This window comes from Roseobacter sp. HKCCA0434, assembly GCF_032464675.1.
Classification (GTDB): domain Bacteria; phylum Pseudomonadota; class Alphaproteobacteria; order Rhodobacterales; family Rhodobacteraceae; genus Pontivivens.
The window spans coordinates 186,312-202,350 of sequence record NZ_JAWDKL010000001.1 but is presented as its reverse complement, the minus strand read 5'-3'; the positions used below and the strand labels follow the sequence as shown (position 1 = coordinate 202,350).

General features: G+C 69.4%; 16 protein-coding genes. 9 read left to right on the top strand and 7 right to left on the bottom strand.

The genetic code is table 11. The features are described 5' to 3' along the window. Nucleotides 1–8 precede the first annotated feature (8 nt). Both RX333_RS01010 and RX333_RS01005 read right to left on the bottom strand, forming a co-directional pair. Nucleotides 9–1,076 (bottom strand): hybrid-cluster NAD(P)-dependent oxidoreductase, encoded by a 1,068-nt coding sequence (locus RX333_RS01010; RefSeq protein WP_316013041.1) that lies wholly within the window; start codon nucleotides 1,074–1,076, stop codon nucleotides 9–11. Between the two features lie 4 nt (nucleotides 1,077–1,080). Further along, nucleotides 1,081–2,310 (bottom strand): aromatic ring-hydroxylating dioxygenase subunit alpha, encoded by a 1,230-nt coding sequence (locus RX333_RS01005; RefSeq protein WP_316013040.1) that lies wholly within the window; start codon nucleotides 2,308–2,310, stop codon nucleotides 1,081–1,083. Between the two features lie 141 nt (nucleotides 2,311–2,451). Between RX333_RS01005 and RX333_RS01000 the strand changes: the two genes are divergently transcribed. From RX333_RS01000 to lexA, 6 genes are read left to right on the top strand one after another with little or no spacing between them, the layout of a single operon-like run. Beyond that, on the top strand, nucleotides 2,452–3,360 hold the full coding sequence (locus tag RX333_RS01000) for a LysR family transcriptional regulator (RefSeq protein WP_316013039.1): 909 nt from the start codon (nucleotides 2,452–2,454) through the stop codon (nucleotides 3,358–3,360). A gap of 26 nt (nucleotides 3,361–3,386) precedes the next feature. Then, nucleotides 3,387–4,046, top strand: a complete 660-nt coding sequence (locus tag RX333_RS00995) for a uracil-DNA glycosylase (protein WP_316013038.1) — start codon at nucleotides 3,387–3,389, stop codon at nucleotides 4,044–4,046. Nucleotides 4,047–4,055: 9 nt separating this feature from the next. Next, nucleotides 4,056–4,871 carry an indole-3-glycerol phosphate synthase TrpC gene (trpC, locus tag RX333_RS00990; protein WP_316013037.1) on the top strand — a complete coding sequence of 272 codons (816 nt, stop codon included), beginning with the start codon at nucleotides 4,056–4,058 and terminating at the stop codon, nucleotides 4,869–4,871. Further along, on the top strand, nucleotides 4,868–5,338 hold the full coding sequence (gene moaC / locus RX333_RS00985; RefSeq protein WP_316013036.1) for a cyclic pyranopterin monophosphate synthase MoaC: 471 nt from the start codon (nucleotides 4,868–4,870) through the stop codon (nucleotides 5,336–5,338). The genes trpC and moaC overlap by 4 nt, the downstream gene beginning before the upstream one ends. Further along, complete coding sequence (gene glp, locus RX333_RS00980) at nucleotides 5,335–6,516, top strand: gephyrin-like molybdotransferase Glp (RefSeq protein ID WP_316013035.1); 1,182 nt, start codon at nucleotides 5,335–5,337, stop codon at nucleotides 6,514–6,516. Before moaC ends, glp begins: the two co-directional genes overlap by 4 nt. A gap of 56 nt (nucleotides 6,517–6,572) precedes the next feature. After that, entirely contained in the window at nucleotides 6,573–7,253 is a 681-nt protein-coding gene (gene lexA / locus RX333_RS00975) for a transcriptional repressor LexA (RefSeq protein ID WP_316013034.1), read from the top strand. A gap of 22 nt (nucleotides 7,254–7,275) precedes the next feature. Here lexA and RX333_RS00970 read toward each other — a convergent pair whose 3' ends face one another. After that, nucleotides 7,276–9,366: a ComEC/Rec2 family competence protein gene (locus RX333_RS00970; RefSeq protein WP_316013033.1), complete on the bottom strand. Its 2,091-nt coding sequence runs from the start codon at nucleotides 9,364–9,366 to the stop codon at nucleotides 7,276–7,278. A 46-nt stretch (nucleotides 9,367–9,412) separates the two neighbouring features. Here RX333_RS00970 and gltX point away from each other — a divergent pair, with 46 nt between their 5' ends. From gltX to RX333_RS00955, 3 genes are all read left to right on the top strand, one after another. Next, nucleotides 9,413–10,819 carry a glutamate--tRNA ligase gene (gene gltX / locus RX333_RS00965; RefSeq protein ID WP_316013032.1) on the top strand — a complete coding sequence of 469 codons (1,407 nt, stop codon included), beginning with the start codon at nucleotides 9,413–9,415 and terminating at the stop codon, nucleotides 10,817–10,819. Nucleotides 10,820–10,960: 141 nt separating this feature from the next. Then, nucleotides 10,961–12,253, top strand: a complete 1,293-nt coding sequence (gltA, locus tag RX333_RS00960; protein WP_316013031.1) for a citrate synthase — start codon at nucleotides 10,961–10,963, stop codon at nucleotides 12,251–12,253. Between the two features lie 55 nt (nucleotides 12,254–12,308). Beyond that, nucleotides 12,309–12,770, top strand: coding sequence for a YbaK/EbsC family protein (locus RX333_RS00955; RefSeq protein ID WP_316013030.1), 462 nt, complete (start codon nucleotides 12,309–12,311; stop codon nucleotides 12,768–12,770). Between the two features lie 3 nt (nucleotides 12,771–12,773). Here the strand turns inward: RX333_RS00955 and lpxB are convergent, their stop codons facing one another. The 4 genes from lpxB to fabZ are packed head-to-tail and all read right to left on the bottom strand — an operon-like array spanning nucleotide 12,774 to nucleotide 16,016. Next, nucleotides 12,774–13,943, bottom strand: a complete 1,170-nt coding sequence (gene lpxB, locus RX333_RS00950; RefSeq protein WP_316013029.1) for a lipid-A-disaccharide synthase — start codon at nucleotides 13,941–13,943, stop codon at nucleotides 12,774–12,776. Continuing rightward, nucleotides 13,940–14,746, bottom strand: coding sequence for an LpxI family protein (locus RX333_RS00945; protein ID WP_316013028.1), 807 nt, complete (start codon nucleotides 14,744–14,746; stop codon nucleotides 13,940–13,942). The genes lpxB and RX333_RS00945 overlap by 4 nt, the downstream gene beginning before the upstream one ends. Further along, complete coding sequence (gene lpxA, locus RX333_RS00940) at nucleotides 14,743–15,543, bottom strand: acyl-ACP--UDP-N-acetylglucosamine O-acyltransferase (protein WP_316013027.1); 801 nt, start codon at nucleotides 15,541–15,543, stop codon at nucleotides 14,743–14,745. The genes RX333_RS00945 and lpxA overlap by 4 nt, the downstream gene beginning before the upstream one ends. Next, nucleotides 15,543–16,016 (bottom strand): 3-hydroxyacyl-ACP dehydratase FabZ, encoded by a 474-nt coding sequence (gene fabZ, locus RX333_RS00935; RefSeq protein WP_316013026.1) that lies wholly within the window; start codon nucleotides 16,014–16,016, stop codon nucleotides 15,543–15,545. Before fabZ ends, lpxA begins: the two co-directional genes overlap by 1 nt. Between the last annotated feature and the right edge of the window lie 23 nt (nucleotides 16,017–16,039).

Sequence of the window (16,039 nt, the reverse complement as noted above, 5' to 3'; positions counted from 1 at the left end):
CGCGGGTCTCAGACGTCGAGCGTCACGTCGCCGATCGGGTGGGAACAGCAGGCCAACACGTAGCCCGCCTCGATATCGTCCTCGGTGATGCCGCCATTGTGCACCATGTGCACCTCGCCCGCGGTCTTGCGCACCTTGCAGGTGCCGCAGACGCCGAAGGTACAGCCCGAGGGCAGCGGCGTGCCCGCCCGCCGCGCGGCGGTCAGCAGGGTTTCCGTCTGCGCGATGCGCACCGTCTTGCCGGTGGCGGCGAAGCTGACCTCGGCGGTCATGTCCTCCTCCGGGCCCGCCACTTCCGGCACGTCGCCGGTTTCGGGCAAGGGCGCGTGGAAGCTCTCCTGATGGTAGCGGTCCATGTCGAAGCCGACGCCCGCCAGCGCCTCCTGCACCGTGCGCATGAACCCGTCGGGGCCGCAGCAGAACACCTCCCGCTCCAGGTAGTCGGGGGCGGCAAGGCCCAGGATCAGCTGGTTGAACGCCCCGCGATAGCCGGTCCAAGGCTGATAGGGATCGGTCTGCTTGACCACCCAGGCCAGCTCGATCCCCGTGATGCGCGAGGCCATGTGCTCCAGCCGCTCGCGAAAGATGATGTCCGACGGCCGCCGCGCGCAGTTGATCAGCACCACGTCCGGATCGCGCCCGTTATCGTAGAGCTCGGTGATCATCGACATCATCGGCGTGATGCCCGATCCGGCAGAGATCAGCAGGTATTTCGGCGACGGATGCGCCCGCATGGTGAAGGCGCCACCCGGCCCGATCGCCTTCAACCGCATTCCGGGTCGCAGCTTGTCCTGCATCCACCGCGTCCCGATCGAGCCGTCCTGCACCTTCACCGTGATCGTCAGCGAGGTCGGACGCGAGGGCGAGGAGGAGATCGTGTAGGTCCGGTGCAGCGGCCCGCCCGGCACCGGCAGCTCCAGCGTCACGAACTGGCCCGCATCGTGATCGAACAACGCCCCGCTCGGCGCCTGGAAGGTGAAGGTCACGACGCCCGGCGCCTCGGGCAGGCGCGAGACGCATTCCAGCGGTTCGGCATCGGTCCAGTAGGCGAGGCGCGTGCGGTCGATCGCGTTCATCCGCTCACTCCGCAGCCATCGTCGCGGGGGCGAGCGACCGGCGCAGCGTCCCGACATACCAGTCGACGAACTGGATCACGCCGCTTTCCTGAACCGGGCTGTAGGGCCCCGGCACGTAGGCGGGCGAATCGATGCCCTGCTGGTTGGCCTCGACGATCTGCCGGTCCTCGTCATTGGTGTGCAGCCACACCTCGGTCAGCCGGTCGAGATCGTAGTCGACGCCCTCGCGCGCATCGCGGTCCACCAGCCACCAGGTCGTCACCTCCGTCTCCCGCGGGCCGATCGGCGTGATGCGGAACGTCAGCGAGATGTCGGGCAGGAAGTGATTCCACGTCGACGGATAGTGGAACTTCAGCAGCGATCCCGCATCCGGCAGCGCCACGCGCCCCAGATTGCGCCCCACCGCCGCCTGCCCGTCCATCGTGTAGCTGACCGCGCCCTCCTGCAAGGGCTGGCGGGCAAAGCGGAACTGACCGTCCGGCCCGCCCAGCCGGAACTGCGCGGGCGCGCCCGCCGCCTCGCAGCGGTCGTAATGCGCCTGCAGCCGCGGCGAGATCGAGCCATCCGCCGCCACGCCCGCGATCTCGGGGTCGAGCGGGAAGGACTGGCACAACGCCGGGTGCGCGCCGCCGCAATGGTAGCATTCGCGGTTGTTCTCCCAGACCAGCTTCCAGTTGGCCTGCTCCACGATGCTGCTGCGATGCGCGACCTTGGCCCGGTGCAGGTCGTGCACCTCCAGATAGGGGGCCCCGACGCTCGCGAACACCTCGAAAGCGGGCGGCGTCTCGGCGAGGCAGATATAGACCAGCCCGCTCAGCTCGCGCAGATGCACCGGTTTCAGCCCGTGCTGCGCGGGATCGAACTCCGTCCCCATGTCGCGCGCCCACAGAAGCTTGCCGTCGAGGTCGTAGGTCCACTGGTGATAGGGGCAGACCAGCTTGGCCACCTTCCCGGTCCGCGCCGCGCACAGGATCGAGCCACGATGGCGGCAGGTGTTGTGGAAGGCGCGCAGCGTCCCCGCCCCGTCGCGCACCACGATCACGTCATAGGCCCCAATGCGCAGCCGCTCGTACTCGCCGGTCTTCTCCAACTGGCAGGCGGGCAGCGCGAACAGCCACTCACGGTAGTGGATCGTCTCTAGATCGATCTCGTAGAGCGCCGGATCGGTGTAGAATGGCCGGGACAGCGAATGCCCGCTGGCATAGCTGGAAAGAAGGTCTGACAGGTCCGTCATGATCGCGCGTCCACCTTATTGCGGATAACCTGTGGCGCACGCTCGACCATGAATGACCGCATTGACAACGGCACAAATTCTCAACTTGATTTACCTGAATTCACCTGTCGCGCCCGCGACACCGCATGGAGCGATTGCGACATGGCCCGCCCCTACGACCTGCCCCGTATCACCGCGCTCCTCTGTTTCGAGACCGCCGCGCGGCACCTCGAATTCAAATCCGCCGCGCGGGAGCTCAACGTCACCCCCGCCGCGATCAGCCATCAGATCAAGGCGCTGGAGGCGGAGCTGGGCGTCCCGCTCTTCCGCCGCCGCCACCGCGGGGTCGAGTTGACCGAGACCGGCGCCTTCCTGATGGTCGCGCTGCAACGCGGGCTGACGACCATCTCCGACGCCGTCGGCGACATCCGCCAGCGTCTCGCCACGCAGGACGTGGTGGTGCAGGTCTCCACCGCCGTCAGCGCCTTCTGGCTGACGCCGCGCATCGCCTCGTTCTGGACCGCGCATCCCACGACCACCGTGTCTCAGATCGTGACGGACCACCCCGACGCCGACCCGCGCGCCGATCTCGTCATCGAGTACGGCGAAACCGACCCGGACGACACCGCCCGTACGCTGCTGTTCCGCGACCGCATCATCGCGGTGGCCACGCCCGACTACGTCGCACGGCACGGCATCGCGGGACCGCGCGACCTGCTCGACGCGCCCCTGATCCACATCGCCGCCGACCTGACGCATTGGACCAGCTGGGAGGAATGGCTGTTCGCCCTCGGCCTGCCCGCCCCGCGCGGCCAGCGGCTGGTCGTCAACAACTACATGATCGCGCTGCAACTGGCGCAGGACCATGTCGGCGCGGTCTTAGGGTGGGAGCATCTGATCGCCCCGCTCCTGTCGCGCGGCAGCCTGCAGGCGCTCGGCGCCGAGGCGCTGCTCGCCCCCGCCGCGTTCCAGTTGCGCCTGCACCGCCATGCCTCCGACCGGGCGCGGGTCTTCGCCGACTGGCTGGCGCGGCAGGATACCGGGCTGTCGGAATCGGTCGCGAGCGGCTAGTCACGCGGCGAACCGCAGGAGGCTCCATGTCCCCCATCCCCGCAGCTTGGGCGCATCTGCCCTTCTTCGCCGAAACCTGGCCGGAGCTTGCCCCGCACTGCGAGGGATCCGACATCCTGCCTCCCGCCGCGAAGCGATTCGCGGCACTCGACCTCGTCGCCCCGGACGAGGTGCGCGTCTGCATCCTCGGTCAGGATCCCTACCCGACGCGCGGCCATGCCAACGGGCTCGCCTTCTCCGTGGCGCCCGACGTGCCGCTGCCCCGCTCTCTCGCCAATATATACGCGGAACTGCGCAGCGATCGCGGCTGCGCGCCCGCGACCGGCGACCTCACGCACTGGGCGCGGCAGGGCGTCCTGCTGCTCAACACCGCGCTCAGCGTCGTGGAGGGCGCGCCCGGCGCCCATGCGAAGCTCGGCTGGCAGCACCTCGCCGAACAGGTGCTCGCCGAAATTTCCAGCCGTCCCACGGCCTTCCTCCTCTGGGGCCGTCACGCACAGGCGCTCGCCCGTCACATCCGCCCCGGCGCGCACCTGATTATCGAGAGCGCGCACCCCTCGCCCCTCTCCGCCCGGCGCGGTTTCTTCGGCTCGCGCCCTTTCGGTCAGGTCGATGACTGGCTGATCGCGCGCGGCGAGCGCCCCATCGACTGGTGCGGGCTTCCCAACACCCCCGAGCAGCCGTAAGAAGACGCCATGACCAATGTTCTCGACCGCATAAAGGCCTACAAGCTCGAAGAGATCGCGGCGCGCAAATCCGCCCGCCCATCGAGCGAGATCGAGGCCGCCGCCCGCGACGCCGCGCCCGTTCGCGATTTCGAGGGCGCGCTGCGCGCCAAGCTCGCCGCGGGCCAGTACGCCCTGATCGCCGAGGTGAAGAAGGCGAGTCCGTCGAAGGGCCTGATCCGCGCCGATTTCGACCCCGCTGCCCATGCCGCCGCTTACGAGTCCGGCGGGGCGGCCTGCCTCAGCGTCCTGACGGATGCGCCCAGCTTCCAGGGCCACGAGGATTACCTCGTCGCCGCCCGCGCCGCCGTCGACCTGCCGGTCCTGCGCAAGGATTTCCTGTACGACCCCTGGCAGGTGGCCGAGGCCCGCAGCCTCGGGGCCGACTGCATCCTCGTCATCATGGCAAGCGTCTCCGACGCGCAGGCGGCCGAGCTGGAAGACGCCGCCCGCGCCTGGGACATGTCGGTGCTCATCGAGGTCCATGACGGCGACGAGCTCGACCGCGCGCTGTCCCTGCGCTCGCCTCTGCTGGGTATAAACAACCGCAATCTCAAGACCTTCGAGACCAGCCTTGAGACAACGCGCGACCTCGCCACCCGCGTCCCCGCCGACCGCCTGCTCGTCTCCGAAAGCGGCATGTCCACGCCCGACGACCTCGCCACGCTCGCGGGCTGGGGCGCACGCACCTTCCTGATCGGCGAGAGCCTGATGCGCCAAGAGGATGTCGAAGCTGCGACCCGCGCTCTCCTCGCCGACCCAGTGCCCGCTCGGGTCCAGGCATGAGCGGCCTCACCCATTTCGACGGCAAGGGCGACGCCCACATGGTCGACGTCTCGGACAAGGACGTCACCACCCGCACCGCCACCGCGCGCGGCCACGTCACCATGTCGGACGCGACCCGCGCCCTCGTCGCGGCGGGCGATGCGAAGAAGGGCGACGTCCTCGCCGTCGCGCGCCTCGCGGGCATCATGGCGGCCAAGCGCACGGCGGATCTAATTCCCCTCTGCCACCCCCTGCCGCTGTCCAAGGTCGCCCTCGACCTCACGCTCGACGCAACCGGGGTCGCCATCGAGGCGACCGTGCGCACCACGGGCCGCACCGGGGTGGAGATGGAGGCGCTGACCGCCGTCTCCGTCGCCGGACTGACCGTCTACGACATGCTCAAGGCCGTGCAGAAGGACATGGAGATCGGCGCCATCCGCCTCGTCTACAAGGAAGGCGGCAAGTCCGGGACGATCGACTTCCGATGATTTCCGTCGACGCGGCACTGGCCCGGATCGTCGCCCTCCTGCCCCGGATGCCGGTCGAGACGGTGCCCCTGCGCGCAGCCTCCGGCCGCTGGATGGCCGAGCCGGTGGCCGCCCGCCTGACCCAGCCGCCCTTCGACGCCTCCTCGATGGACGGCTACGCGGTGCGCGACGCCGATATCGCCCCCGGCGCCGTGCTGACCGTGACAGCCGAGGCGCAGGCCGGCCGCCGCGCCGACATGGTCCTTCACCCCGGCGAGTCCATCCGCATCTTCACCGGCGCGCCGATGCCCGAAGGGGCAGACCGCGTCGTGATTCAGGAGGACGTGACCCGCGACGGCGACCGCATCACATTGCACGACGATCTCGACACCAACCGCTACGTCCGCCCCGCCGGAGCCGATTTCCGCGAAGGCGACAGCCTCGCCCCCGGCCCCGTCACGCCGCAGCGCCTCGCCCTGCTGGCCGCGATGAACGTCGCCCAAGTGCCGGTCGCCCGCCGCCCGACCGTCGCCCTCATCAGCACCGGGGACGAGCTGGTCGTACCCGGCGACACCCCCGGCCCCGACCAGATCGTCAGCTCCAACATCTACGGCGTGGCGGCCCTCATGGAGGCGGCGGGCGCCACGCCCCGCATCCTGCCCATCGCCCGCGATACGGCCCAAAGCCTGCGCGCCACGCTCGACCTCGCCCGCGACGCGGACCTGATCGTGACGCTCGGCGGCGCGTCGGTCGGCGACCACGATCTGGTCGCGAAAGTGGGTGGCGAGGCGGGCCTCGACCTCGATTTCTACAAGGTTGCAATGCGCCCCGGAAAGCCGCTGATGGCCGGGCGCTTCGGCGAGTCCGTCCTCGTCGGCCTTCCGGGAAACCCCGTCTCCGCAATGGTTTGCGCGCATATCTTCCTGCGCCCCGCCATCGCGCACATGCTCGGCGGCACCGGCACGCCCCTGCCGCGTCACCGCGCGGCGCTCGCGGCAGCCATAGGCCCGAACGGGGGCCGGGAACATTACATGCGCGCGACCCGCACCCCGCACGGCATCGAGGTTGCCACGCGGCAGGACAGCGCCCTCCTCACGGTACTCGACCGCGCCGACTGCCTCGTCGTGCGGCCGCCGCACGACCCGGCGCGAGAGGCGGGCGAAGAGGTGGATTACATCGAATTGGATAGAACGCATTGACACAAAACAGGAACCTTTGTAGAACTTAGCGAAAGTATCCACAGGGGACCGGCCGCATGTTGACGCGCAAGCAACTCGACCTTCTCAACTTCATCCATTCCCGCGTGCAGGTGGACGGCGTGTCCCCCTCCTTCGACGAGATGAAGGAGGCGCTCGATCTGCGCTCCAAGAGCGGCATCCACCGCCTCATCACCGCACTGGAGGAACGGGGCTTCATCCGCCGCCTCGCCCACCGCGCCCGCGCGATCGAGATCGTGCGCATGCCCGACACCAACGATCCCTCCGGCTTTCGCCCCGTGGCGATCGACGGCGGGCTCTCGCAGCAGCCGCAGGTCGAGGCTCCGTCCGCAGGTGCCTTCGACCTTCCCGTCATGGGTCGCATCGCCGCCGGTGTGCCGATCGAGGCGATCCAGCAGGTCTCCGCCACCGTCGCCGTCCCCGGCGCGATGATGGCCCGCGGCGGGCGTCACTACGCACTGGAGGTCAAGGGCGACTCGATGCGCGACGCTGGCATCAACGATGGCGACATCGTCGTGATCCAGGAACAGGACGACGCCGATAGCGGCGACATCGTCGTGGCGCTGGTCGAGGATCAGGAGGCGACGCTGAAGCGCCTGCGCAAGCGGGGCAGCGCCATCGCGCTGGAGGCCGCGAACCCGGCCTACGAGACCCGCGTCTACCATTCCGACCAGGTGAAGGTGCAGGGCAAGCTGGTCGGCCTGATCCGGACCTACTGAGCACGGCTTCAGCGACAGGGCGCTAGCGCGCAGGGCCGCGCGTCCACGGGCGGCGCGGCGTCGCATCGGCGACGGTCTCCGTCCGGATACCCTTGCCCGTCAGCCAGATCGCAAGGCCCCCGGTCGCGCGCAGCCGGTCCTTCGTCCACATGGTCTCGCACTCGGCGAACCCCTCGGGGGCGTCCCCGCTCCAATTCGCCGCGAGATAGATCCGACGACCCTCGCAGGGCGGCAGGTCCTGCGGCCACCGCGTCCGCCCCCGCACCAGCAGCAATTCCCACCCATCCGCGAGCCTCACCACCGACCAGCCCTCTTCGTCCACGGCCTGCCACCGCGCCGCCGCGGCCTCGCGATCCGTGTCCCGGCCATCATCCTCCAGCCAGCTCAGCGCCGCGAAGTTAGACCCGGTTGCGCGGTTCAGTGCCCGTCCTTCGGGCGTCATCGCGCCGATGAGCCGCCCGCTCGGCGAGGCGAGCACATCGGGCCGTGGCGTCATCGCCCACAGCACCAGCGCAACCGCGAAGACCGGCACGGCGAGCCCGCGCCCCGGCCCGCGCCACAGAACCGCCCAGCAGCCCGCCACCGCAATCAGCACCAGCGCGACCGGTGGCCCCGCCTTCACCGCCCGCGTCGACCCGTCGAGCCCCGCGACCCAGTCCGCGATCGCCAGCACGACCTCGATCCCCAGCCCCATCACAGCGAAGGCGACGCCCTCCAGCCCCAGCGGCGCCAGCACCGCCGCCGCCACGCCCGCGGGCATGATCACCATCCCCATCAGCGGTACGGCCAATAGGTTGGCGAGCAGCCCGAACTGCGACACCTGGTTGAAATGGAACGCCCCGAACGGCGCCGTCGCAGCCCCCGCCACGGCGGAGGTGACGGCGAGCGCCAGCACCCCGCGCCAGCGCGTCACCCAGCCCCGCCGCTCGTCGCGCCACCACGCCACGCCCCGCAATGCCTCGAACACCGCGACCAGCGCCGCGGTCGCCGCGAAGCTCAGCTGGAACCCCGCCTGCAACAGGCTCTCCGGCCGGATCAGAAGGATGATCATCGCCGCCAGCGCCACCCCGCGCAGCGTGAAGGCCGGCCGGTCGATCATCACCGCGACGAGCACCACTGTCGCCATGACGAAGGCGCGCTGCGTCGGCACCGACGCCCCCGACAGCGCGAGATAGGCGAACCCTGCGAGCAGCGCCGCCCCCGCCCCCCATTTCTTCACCGGATGGCGCAGCGCCACGCCGGGCAGCAACGCCAGCCCCCGCCGCACCAGCATGAAGACGAAGGCGGTCAGCAGCCCCATATGCAACCCGCTGATCGCCAACAGGTGCGCGAGGTTCGAAGCGCGCAGATCGGCCAGCACCCCCTGATCGACGGTGGACCGGTCGCCGGTCAGGATCGCCGCGGCGAATCCCGCGACCGGCTCGTCCAGATGCGCCCGTATCCCGTCCGACAGCCGCATCCGCAGCCGGAACAGCGAGGGCGGCGGCCTCTCCCCCTGCAGCAGCACCGGCATGTCCGAATACCCGACCGCGCTCAGCCTCTGGAACCATGCGAGCCTGCGAAAATCGAAGGCACCCGGCGCGACGGGCCCGGAGGGCGGCCCGATCCGCGCGGTCAGCACCACCCGCCGCCCCGCGACGTCCCGCGGCAAGGCCTCCTCGCCGGTCAGGGCGATGCGCACCCGCGCGACCGGCGGTCCGCCATGCAGCACCACCTCGTCCAGCAGCATCCGCGGATTGCCGGAGGAGGAGCGCGACAGCTCCACCACCCGTCCGCTGATCGTCCCGAAATGATCCCGCTCCAGCACCGGGTGCGCGACCGCCTGCGTACGCAGCGCCGCCACGCAGAAGCCAAGCGCCGGCACGGTGAGCCCCGCGACGACCGCCCCCCAGATCAGTCCGCGCCGCCCGAAGGGCATGAGCGCCGCCAACGTTGCCACGCCCGCGACCTCCGCTACCGTCGGCTCCCGCGGCAAGGCGAAATAGAGCGCGATCCCCAGCCCGAAGAGCACCGGCACCCACAGCACGAGCTGGCGCCGCTGACGCTCCAGCACATCCTCCGCCGCCGCAAGGGGGCTGGACCTTGTCGGCGGGATCGCGATTGCAGTAGACACGGGGGCCAGCCTGATCCCCGCATGGTTACCGAAGGGTTAACACCGCATGACCACCCCCGTCGTCACCCGCTTCGCCCCCTCTCCCACCGGCTTCCTGCATATCGGGGGCGCGCGCACGGCGCTGTTCAACTGGCTTTTCGCGCGGGCCAATGGCGGCAAGTTCCTGCTGCGCATCGAGGATACCGACCGCGCCCGCTCCACCCCCGAGGCGACCGAGGCGATCTTCGCGGGCATGCGCTGGCTCGGTCTCGACTGGGACGGCGATGCGGTCAGCCAGGCGAGCCGCGCCGACCGCCATGCCGAGGTCGCGCGCGATCTGCTCGACAAGGGGGCCGCCTACAAGTGCTTCGCCACGCAGGAGGAGATCGCCGCCTTCCGCGAGGCCGCGAAGGCCGAGGGGCGCTCGACCGTCTTCCGGTCCCCCTGGCGCGACGCCGACCCCGCGATCCATCCCGACGCGCCCTACGCGATCCGCGTGAAGGCCCCGCGCGAGGGCGAGACGGTGGTGGAGGACGTGGTGCAGGGCCGCGTCGCCTGGCAGAACGAGACGCTCGACGACCTGATCCTGCTGCGCTCCGACGGCACGCCCACCTACATGCTCGCCGTGGTGGTGGACGATCACGACATGGGCGTGACCCACGTGATCCGTGGCGACGACCACCTGACCAATGCCGCCCGCCAGGTGCTGATCCTCGACGCGATGGGCTGGCCGCGCCCGACCTATGCCCATATCCCGCTGATCCACGGCGAGGACGGCGCGAAGTTCTCCAAGCGCCACGGCGCGCCCGGCGTCGAGGATTACCGCGACATGGGCTTCCCGGCGGCGGCCATGCGCAACTACCTCGCCCGCCTGAGCTGGAGCCACGGCGACGAGGAATTCTTCACCACCGAGCAGGCGATCGAGTGGTTCGGTCTGGACGCGATCTCGAAGGGCGCGGCGCGCTTCGACTTCAAGAAGCTCGACAACCTTTCGGGCCAGCATATCCGGGCCACGGACGATGCCGCGCTGCTCGATGCCGTACTCGATTTTATGGCACTGCAGCAAATGACCGCGCCCGACGAGAGCCGCCGCGCCACCCTGCTCGACGCGATGCCCGCACTCAAGGAGCGCGCGAAGCGTTACCCGGATATTATTGAAATGGCTCACTATATCCTGACCGAGCGCCCCCTCGACATGGATGAGAAGGCGGCCGGCCAACTCGACGATGTATCCCGCGGTATGCTGTCCAAGTTGACTGTGCGGTTGCGGAATGCTAACTGGACGCACAACGATCTGGAGGCCGAAATCAAGGCCTTCGCCGGGGAAGAGGACCTCAAGCTTGGCAAGGTAATGCAGCCCATGCGCTCCGCGCTGACGGGTCGTTCCGTGTCGCCATCGGTCTTCGACGTCCTGCTCCATCTGGGGCGCGACGAAAGCCTCGCCCGGATCGAGGATCAGCTCGGCGCCGCCTGACGCGGCGCGGGCAGCCCGCCGCCACGACACGCGGCGCGGGCCAATAGGGGCCGCTGTACTAGATACGCGGTCAAGGGGGCAAAAATCCCCGCGATGCAACGCGGAGGCAGGCACGCCCTGCCCCACCACAGGGATGCTCGAATGACCGACAATCGCAACGCGCAACTGACCATCGACGGCAAGACCTACGATCTGGGCATGAAATCCCCGACCGCCGGTCCCGACGTGGTCGACATCTCCAAACTCTATGCCCAGGCCGACGTCTTCACCTTCGATCCGGGCTTCACCTCCACCGCCTCGTGCGAGAGCGAGATCACCTTCATCGACGGCGACAAGGGTGAGCTCCTGCACCGCGGCTACCCGATCGACCAGCTCGCGGCGAAGTCGCACTATCTCGAGGTCTGCTACCTCCTGCTCTACGGTGAGCTGCCGACCGCGCAGCAGCTGGAGGACTTCACCCATCGCGTGACCAACCACACGATGCTGCACGAGCAGATGATGAACTTCTACCGCGGCTTCCGCCGCGACGCGCACCCGATGGCCATCGTCTGCGGCGTGATGGGCGCGATGTCCGCCTTCTATCAGGACAGCACCGACATCTCCGACCCCTGGCAGCGCGAGGTCGCCTCGATCCGCATGATCGCCAAGGTGCCGACGGTCACCGCCTGGGCCTACAAGTACTCGGTCGGCCAGCCCTTCGTGTACCCCGACAACAATCTCGACTACGCGTCGAACTTCCTGCGCATGTGCTTCGCCGTTCCGGCCGAGGAATACGTGGTCGATCCCATCCTCGCCCGCGCGATGGACCGGATCTTCACGCTGCACGCGGATCACGAGCAGAACGCCTCGACCTCCACGGTCCGGCTCGCCGGCTCCTCGGGTGCGAACCCCTTCGCCTGCATCGCGGCGGGCGTCGCCTGCCTCTGGGGTCCCGCGCATGGCGGCGCGAACGAGGCTGCACTCAACATGCTGCGGGAGATCGGCAGCGTCGACCGCATCCCCGAATACATCGCCCGCGCCAAGGACAAGAGCGATCCGTTCCGCCTGATGGGCTTCGGCCACCGGGTCTACAAGAACTTCGATCCGCGCGCGAAGGTGATGAAGGAGAGCGCCGACGAGGTGCTGGGCCTTCTGGGGGTCGAGAACAACCCCACCCTACAGGTCGCCAAGGAGCTGGAGAAGATCGCGCTCGAGGATCCCTATTTCGTCGAGAAGAAGCTCTACCCGAACGTGGACTTCTACTCGGGCATCATCCTCGACGCGATGGGCTTCCCCACCTCGATGTTCACGCCGATCTTCGCGCTGTCGCGCACCGTCGGCTGGATCTCGCAGTGGAAGGAGATGATCGCCGACGAGAAGCAGAAGATCGGTCGCCCGCGCCAGCTCTATACGGGTGCGGCCTATCGCGACTACGTCAACGTCGAGGATCGCTGAGGATCACGAGGGCGCCCCACCGGGGCGCCCTTTCTCTTTTTCAGACACCACGCACATGAGCAAATCCGTCGACCGCGTCCGCCAGGCTGCCGAGGATCTCGGCCTCGAGATCGTCATCCTCGAAATGCCCGCCTCTACCCGAACCGCGGCCGAAGCCGCCGAGACCTGCGGCGTCGAGATCGATCAGATCGTCAAGTCGCTGGTCTTCACCTCGCTCGACGGCGACCTGCACCTGTTCCTCGTCGCGGGCGGCGGCAAGCTCGACCTCAAGGCCGCGAACCGCGCGGCGGGCACCACGCTCGACCGCGCCGATCCCGATACCGTGCGCAGCGAGACCGGCTTCGCCATCGGCGGCGTCGCCCCGATCGGGCACGAGACCGCGCTGCCCGTCTACATGGATCCGCGCCTGCTCGACTTCGACGGCGTGGTCGCCGCCGCGGGCTCCCCGCGCCACGTCTTCACCGTCTCGCCCAAGGCGCTGGCCGAGGCGACCGGCGCCACGATGCTGCCGCGCTGAGCCTCAGCTCAACCGCTCGATCGCCGCGAGGGTCGAGCGGGCCGCGCGCAGCCCCGGCGAATCGTCCGCCGTGCCCAGCATCCCCATCGCCTTGATCAGCTTCGCTCGCTGCACCATCGCCCTCTGCGGATCGTCGAGCAGCGGGCGCAGCGCGCCTGCGATATTGTCCGGCTCGCACGCGTCCAGCAGCACCTCCGGCACCGCGGGTTCGTCCAGCAGGATGTTGACGAGATTGGCATATTTCGTCTTCACCATCCGCTTTACGAGGAAGGTGGTGATCGGCGACATCCGGTAGGCGATGACCGCCGGACACCCCGCCATCGCCAGCTCTAGCCCCACCGTGCCCGAGGCGGCGAGCGCCGCGTCCGAGATCTGGAAGGCCGCGCGCTTTCGCATCTCCGCCTCCCCCGCGGGCCGTCCCCGCGGGTCGAGCACCGTGCAGGCGAGCGGCCAGTCCACGACCTCCGCCCGCACCTGCTCGGCCACATGCGGCACGGTCGGCACCACGACGTGCAGATCGTCATGCCCCAGCAATCCCAGCGCCGCGCCGAAGCGCCCCGACAGTCGCGCGACCTCCCCTTCGCGCGATCCGGGCAGCACGCACAGCACCCGCACCCCGTCGCGCAGGCCCAGCTCCGCGCGCAGCCGCTCCCGGTCGCGCAGCGTCGGCTGCGGCTCGGCCACCACCGGATGCCCGACGAAATCGCAGGTCATGCCCGCCGCCTCCATCAACGGTGGCTCGAAGGGCAGCAGCGCCAGCACGTGATCGACATGGCGCGCCATCTTGGCCGCCCGCCCCTCGCGCCAGACCCAGACGGAGGGCGCGACGTAGTGGATCACCGGCATCTTGCGCCGCGCGCGCACCTTCGCCGCGACCCGCAGGCAGAAATCCGGGCTGTCGATGGTGATCAGCGCATCGACGCCGAGGTCCAGCACCGCCCGGACAGCCTCGTCCCGGCGGCGCAGCAGCCCGCGCAGGCGCGGCAGCACCTCCGTCAGGCCCATCACGCTCAGCTCCTCCATCGGGAACAGGCTGTCGAGCCCCTCGGCCTGCATCATCTGGCCACCGATCCCGTAGAAGCGGATGCCGGGCACCAGCGTCTTCAGCCCGGCCATCAGCGCCGCACCCAGCCGATCGCCCGAGGGCTCGCCCGCGATCAGGAACAGTTTCATCGGATCACCTTCACGAACAGGCCCGCCGCATCCGCACGCGCGATCACCGCGTCGCGGTCGAGCACCAGCACGCCATGTGCCTCGATCGCGATCCCGGACAAGCCCGCCGCCACCGCGCCCTCGACCGTATCGGGGCCGATGGTCGGCAGATCGACATGCCGATCCTGCGCCTCCTTCAACCGCTTGACCAGGACGCCGCCACTGCCGGGTCGTTCCCGCCCGACGAAGCGCAGCATCGCGTCCGTCCCCGGCAAGGTCTCGACCGCCAGCACCTGCGCCTCCGCGATCACCACACCCTGCCCGATATCGAGCGGCGCGAGATCGCGCAGCAGCGCCGTGCCGCGCGCGATGTCCCGCTCCTGCGCGCGCGTCGGCCCGGCCCGCGTCAGGAGGCCCGGCGGCTCGGTCAGGTCGGGCATCACTTCCGTGACCGGGACCAGCGCAAACCCCTCGCCCTCCAGCAACGCCCGCACCGTGCGCAGCAGCCCGTCATCCCCGCGCCGCAGCGCGGGCGCGATCCGCATCATCCAGCGCAGCGCGTGCCGGTCGAGCGTCAGCGGATTGATCCGCGGCCGCTCCACGCCGCCCGCCAGCACGATACGGTCGCAGCCCGCGGCGCGCAGGGTTGCCAGCAGCCGCCCGACCGCCGTGATCGGCAAGCGCTCATGTGGATGGTCCGAGACCCAATCGCCCGCGAACCCGTCCAGGGCGACCACTTGATAGGGCGTGCCCGCCTCCCGCATCCGCTCCGCGATCCGGCGCGGCAGCGATCCGCGCCCCGCCACGATGCCGAGCGCGCTCACGGCGTGGCGATGGAGCGGCTGTGATCGGCCAGGATGAACTCCGCGATCTCCTGCACCAGCGGGTCGTCCGCGTGATCCTCCCGCGTGCGCCGAGTCCGCTCCAGCAAGGTGCCCGCCCCGTCGACGAAGATCGCCTGATAGGCCGCCCGCAGCGCGTGAAGCTGCGGCCGCTCCACCCCGCGCCGCTTCAGCCCGGTGATGTTGAGGCCCGCAAGCTCGCCGCGGTTGCCGACGATCGAGCCATAGGGGATCACGTCCTTCGTCACCATCGAGACCGCGCCGATCATCGCGCCGCGCCCGATATGCACGAACTGGTGCACGCCCGACTGTCCGCCGACGATCACGTTGTCGTCGAGCCTGCAATGCCCCGCGATGGCGGCATTGTTGGCCAGCACGATCCGGTTGCCGAGGATGCAATCATGCCCCACATGCGTGCCCAGCATCATCAGGTTGTCGTCGCCGATCTTCGTCAGCCCGCCGCCGCCCGCCGTGCCGGGATTGATCGAGACGGATTCGCGGATCATGTTGCGCGCGCCGATCTCCAGCCGCGTGCGCTCGCCCGCGAATTTCAGGTCCTGCGGCTGATGCCCGATCGAGGCGAAGGGCCAGATCCGCGTGTCGTCCCCGACCGTCGTGTCGCCCGCGATCACAACGTGGGAATGCAGCACGACCCCGTCGCCCAGCCGCGCCTGCGGCCCGACGATGCTGAACGGGCCGATCTCGCAGCCCGCACCGATCTGCGCTCCGGGCTCGACGATGGCGCTCGGGTGGATGCGAGTCTCGCCCCGCGCGGCCATCACGCGCCCTCGGGCGGGACGATCATCGCGGCGAAGACGCATTCGGTGGCCAGCTCGCCATCCACCTTCGCCTCGCCCTTGAACTTCCAGACCTTGCCGCGCCCGCGCAGGGTGGTCACGTGCAGCTCCAGCGTGTCGCCCGGCACCACCTTGCGCCGGAACCGGCACTCGTCCACCGACATGAAATAGACCAGCGCCTCCTTGTCGATCAGCCCCAGCGAAGCCGAGACCAGCACGGCCGAGGTCTGCGCCAGCGCCTCGATCTGCAGCACGCCGGGCATCACGGCTTCTTGCGGGAAATGGCCGGGGAAATGCGGCTCGTTGGCGGTGACGTTCTTGATGCCGACCGCACTTTCGCCCTTCACCATGTCGCGGACCTTGTCCACCAGCAGGAAGGGATAGCGATGCGGGATCATCCGCTTGATCTCGCCCAGGTCGGCGGTGGTCTTGAAGTCGTCCTGCTGCTCGCTCACCGGCGCTCTCCTCCTGATGCGGT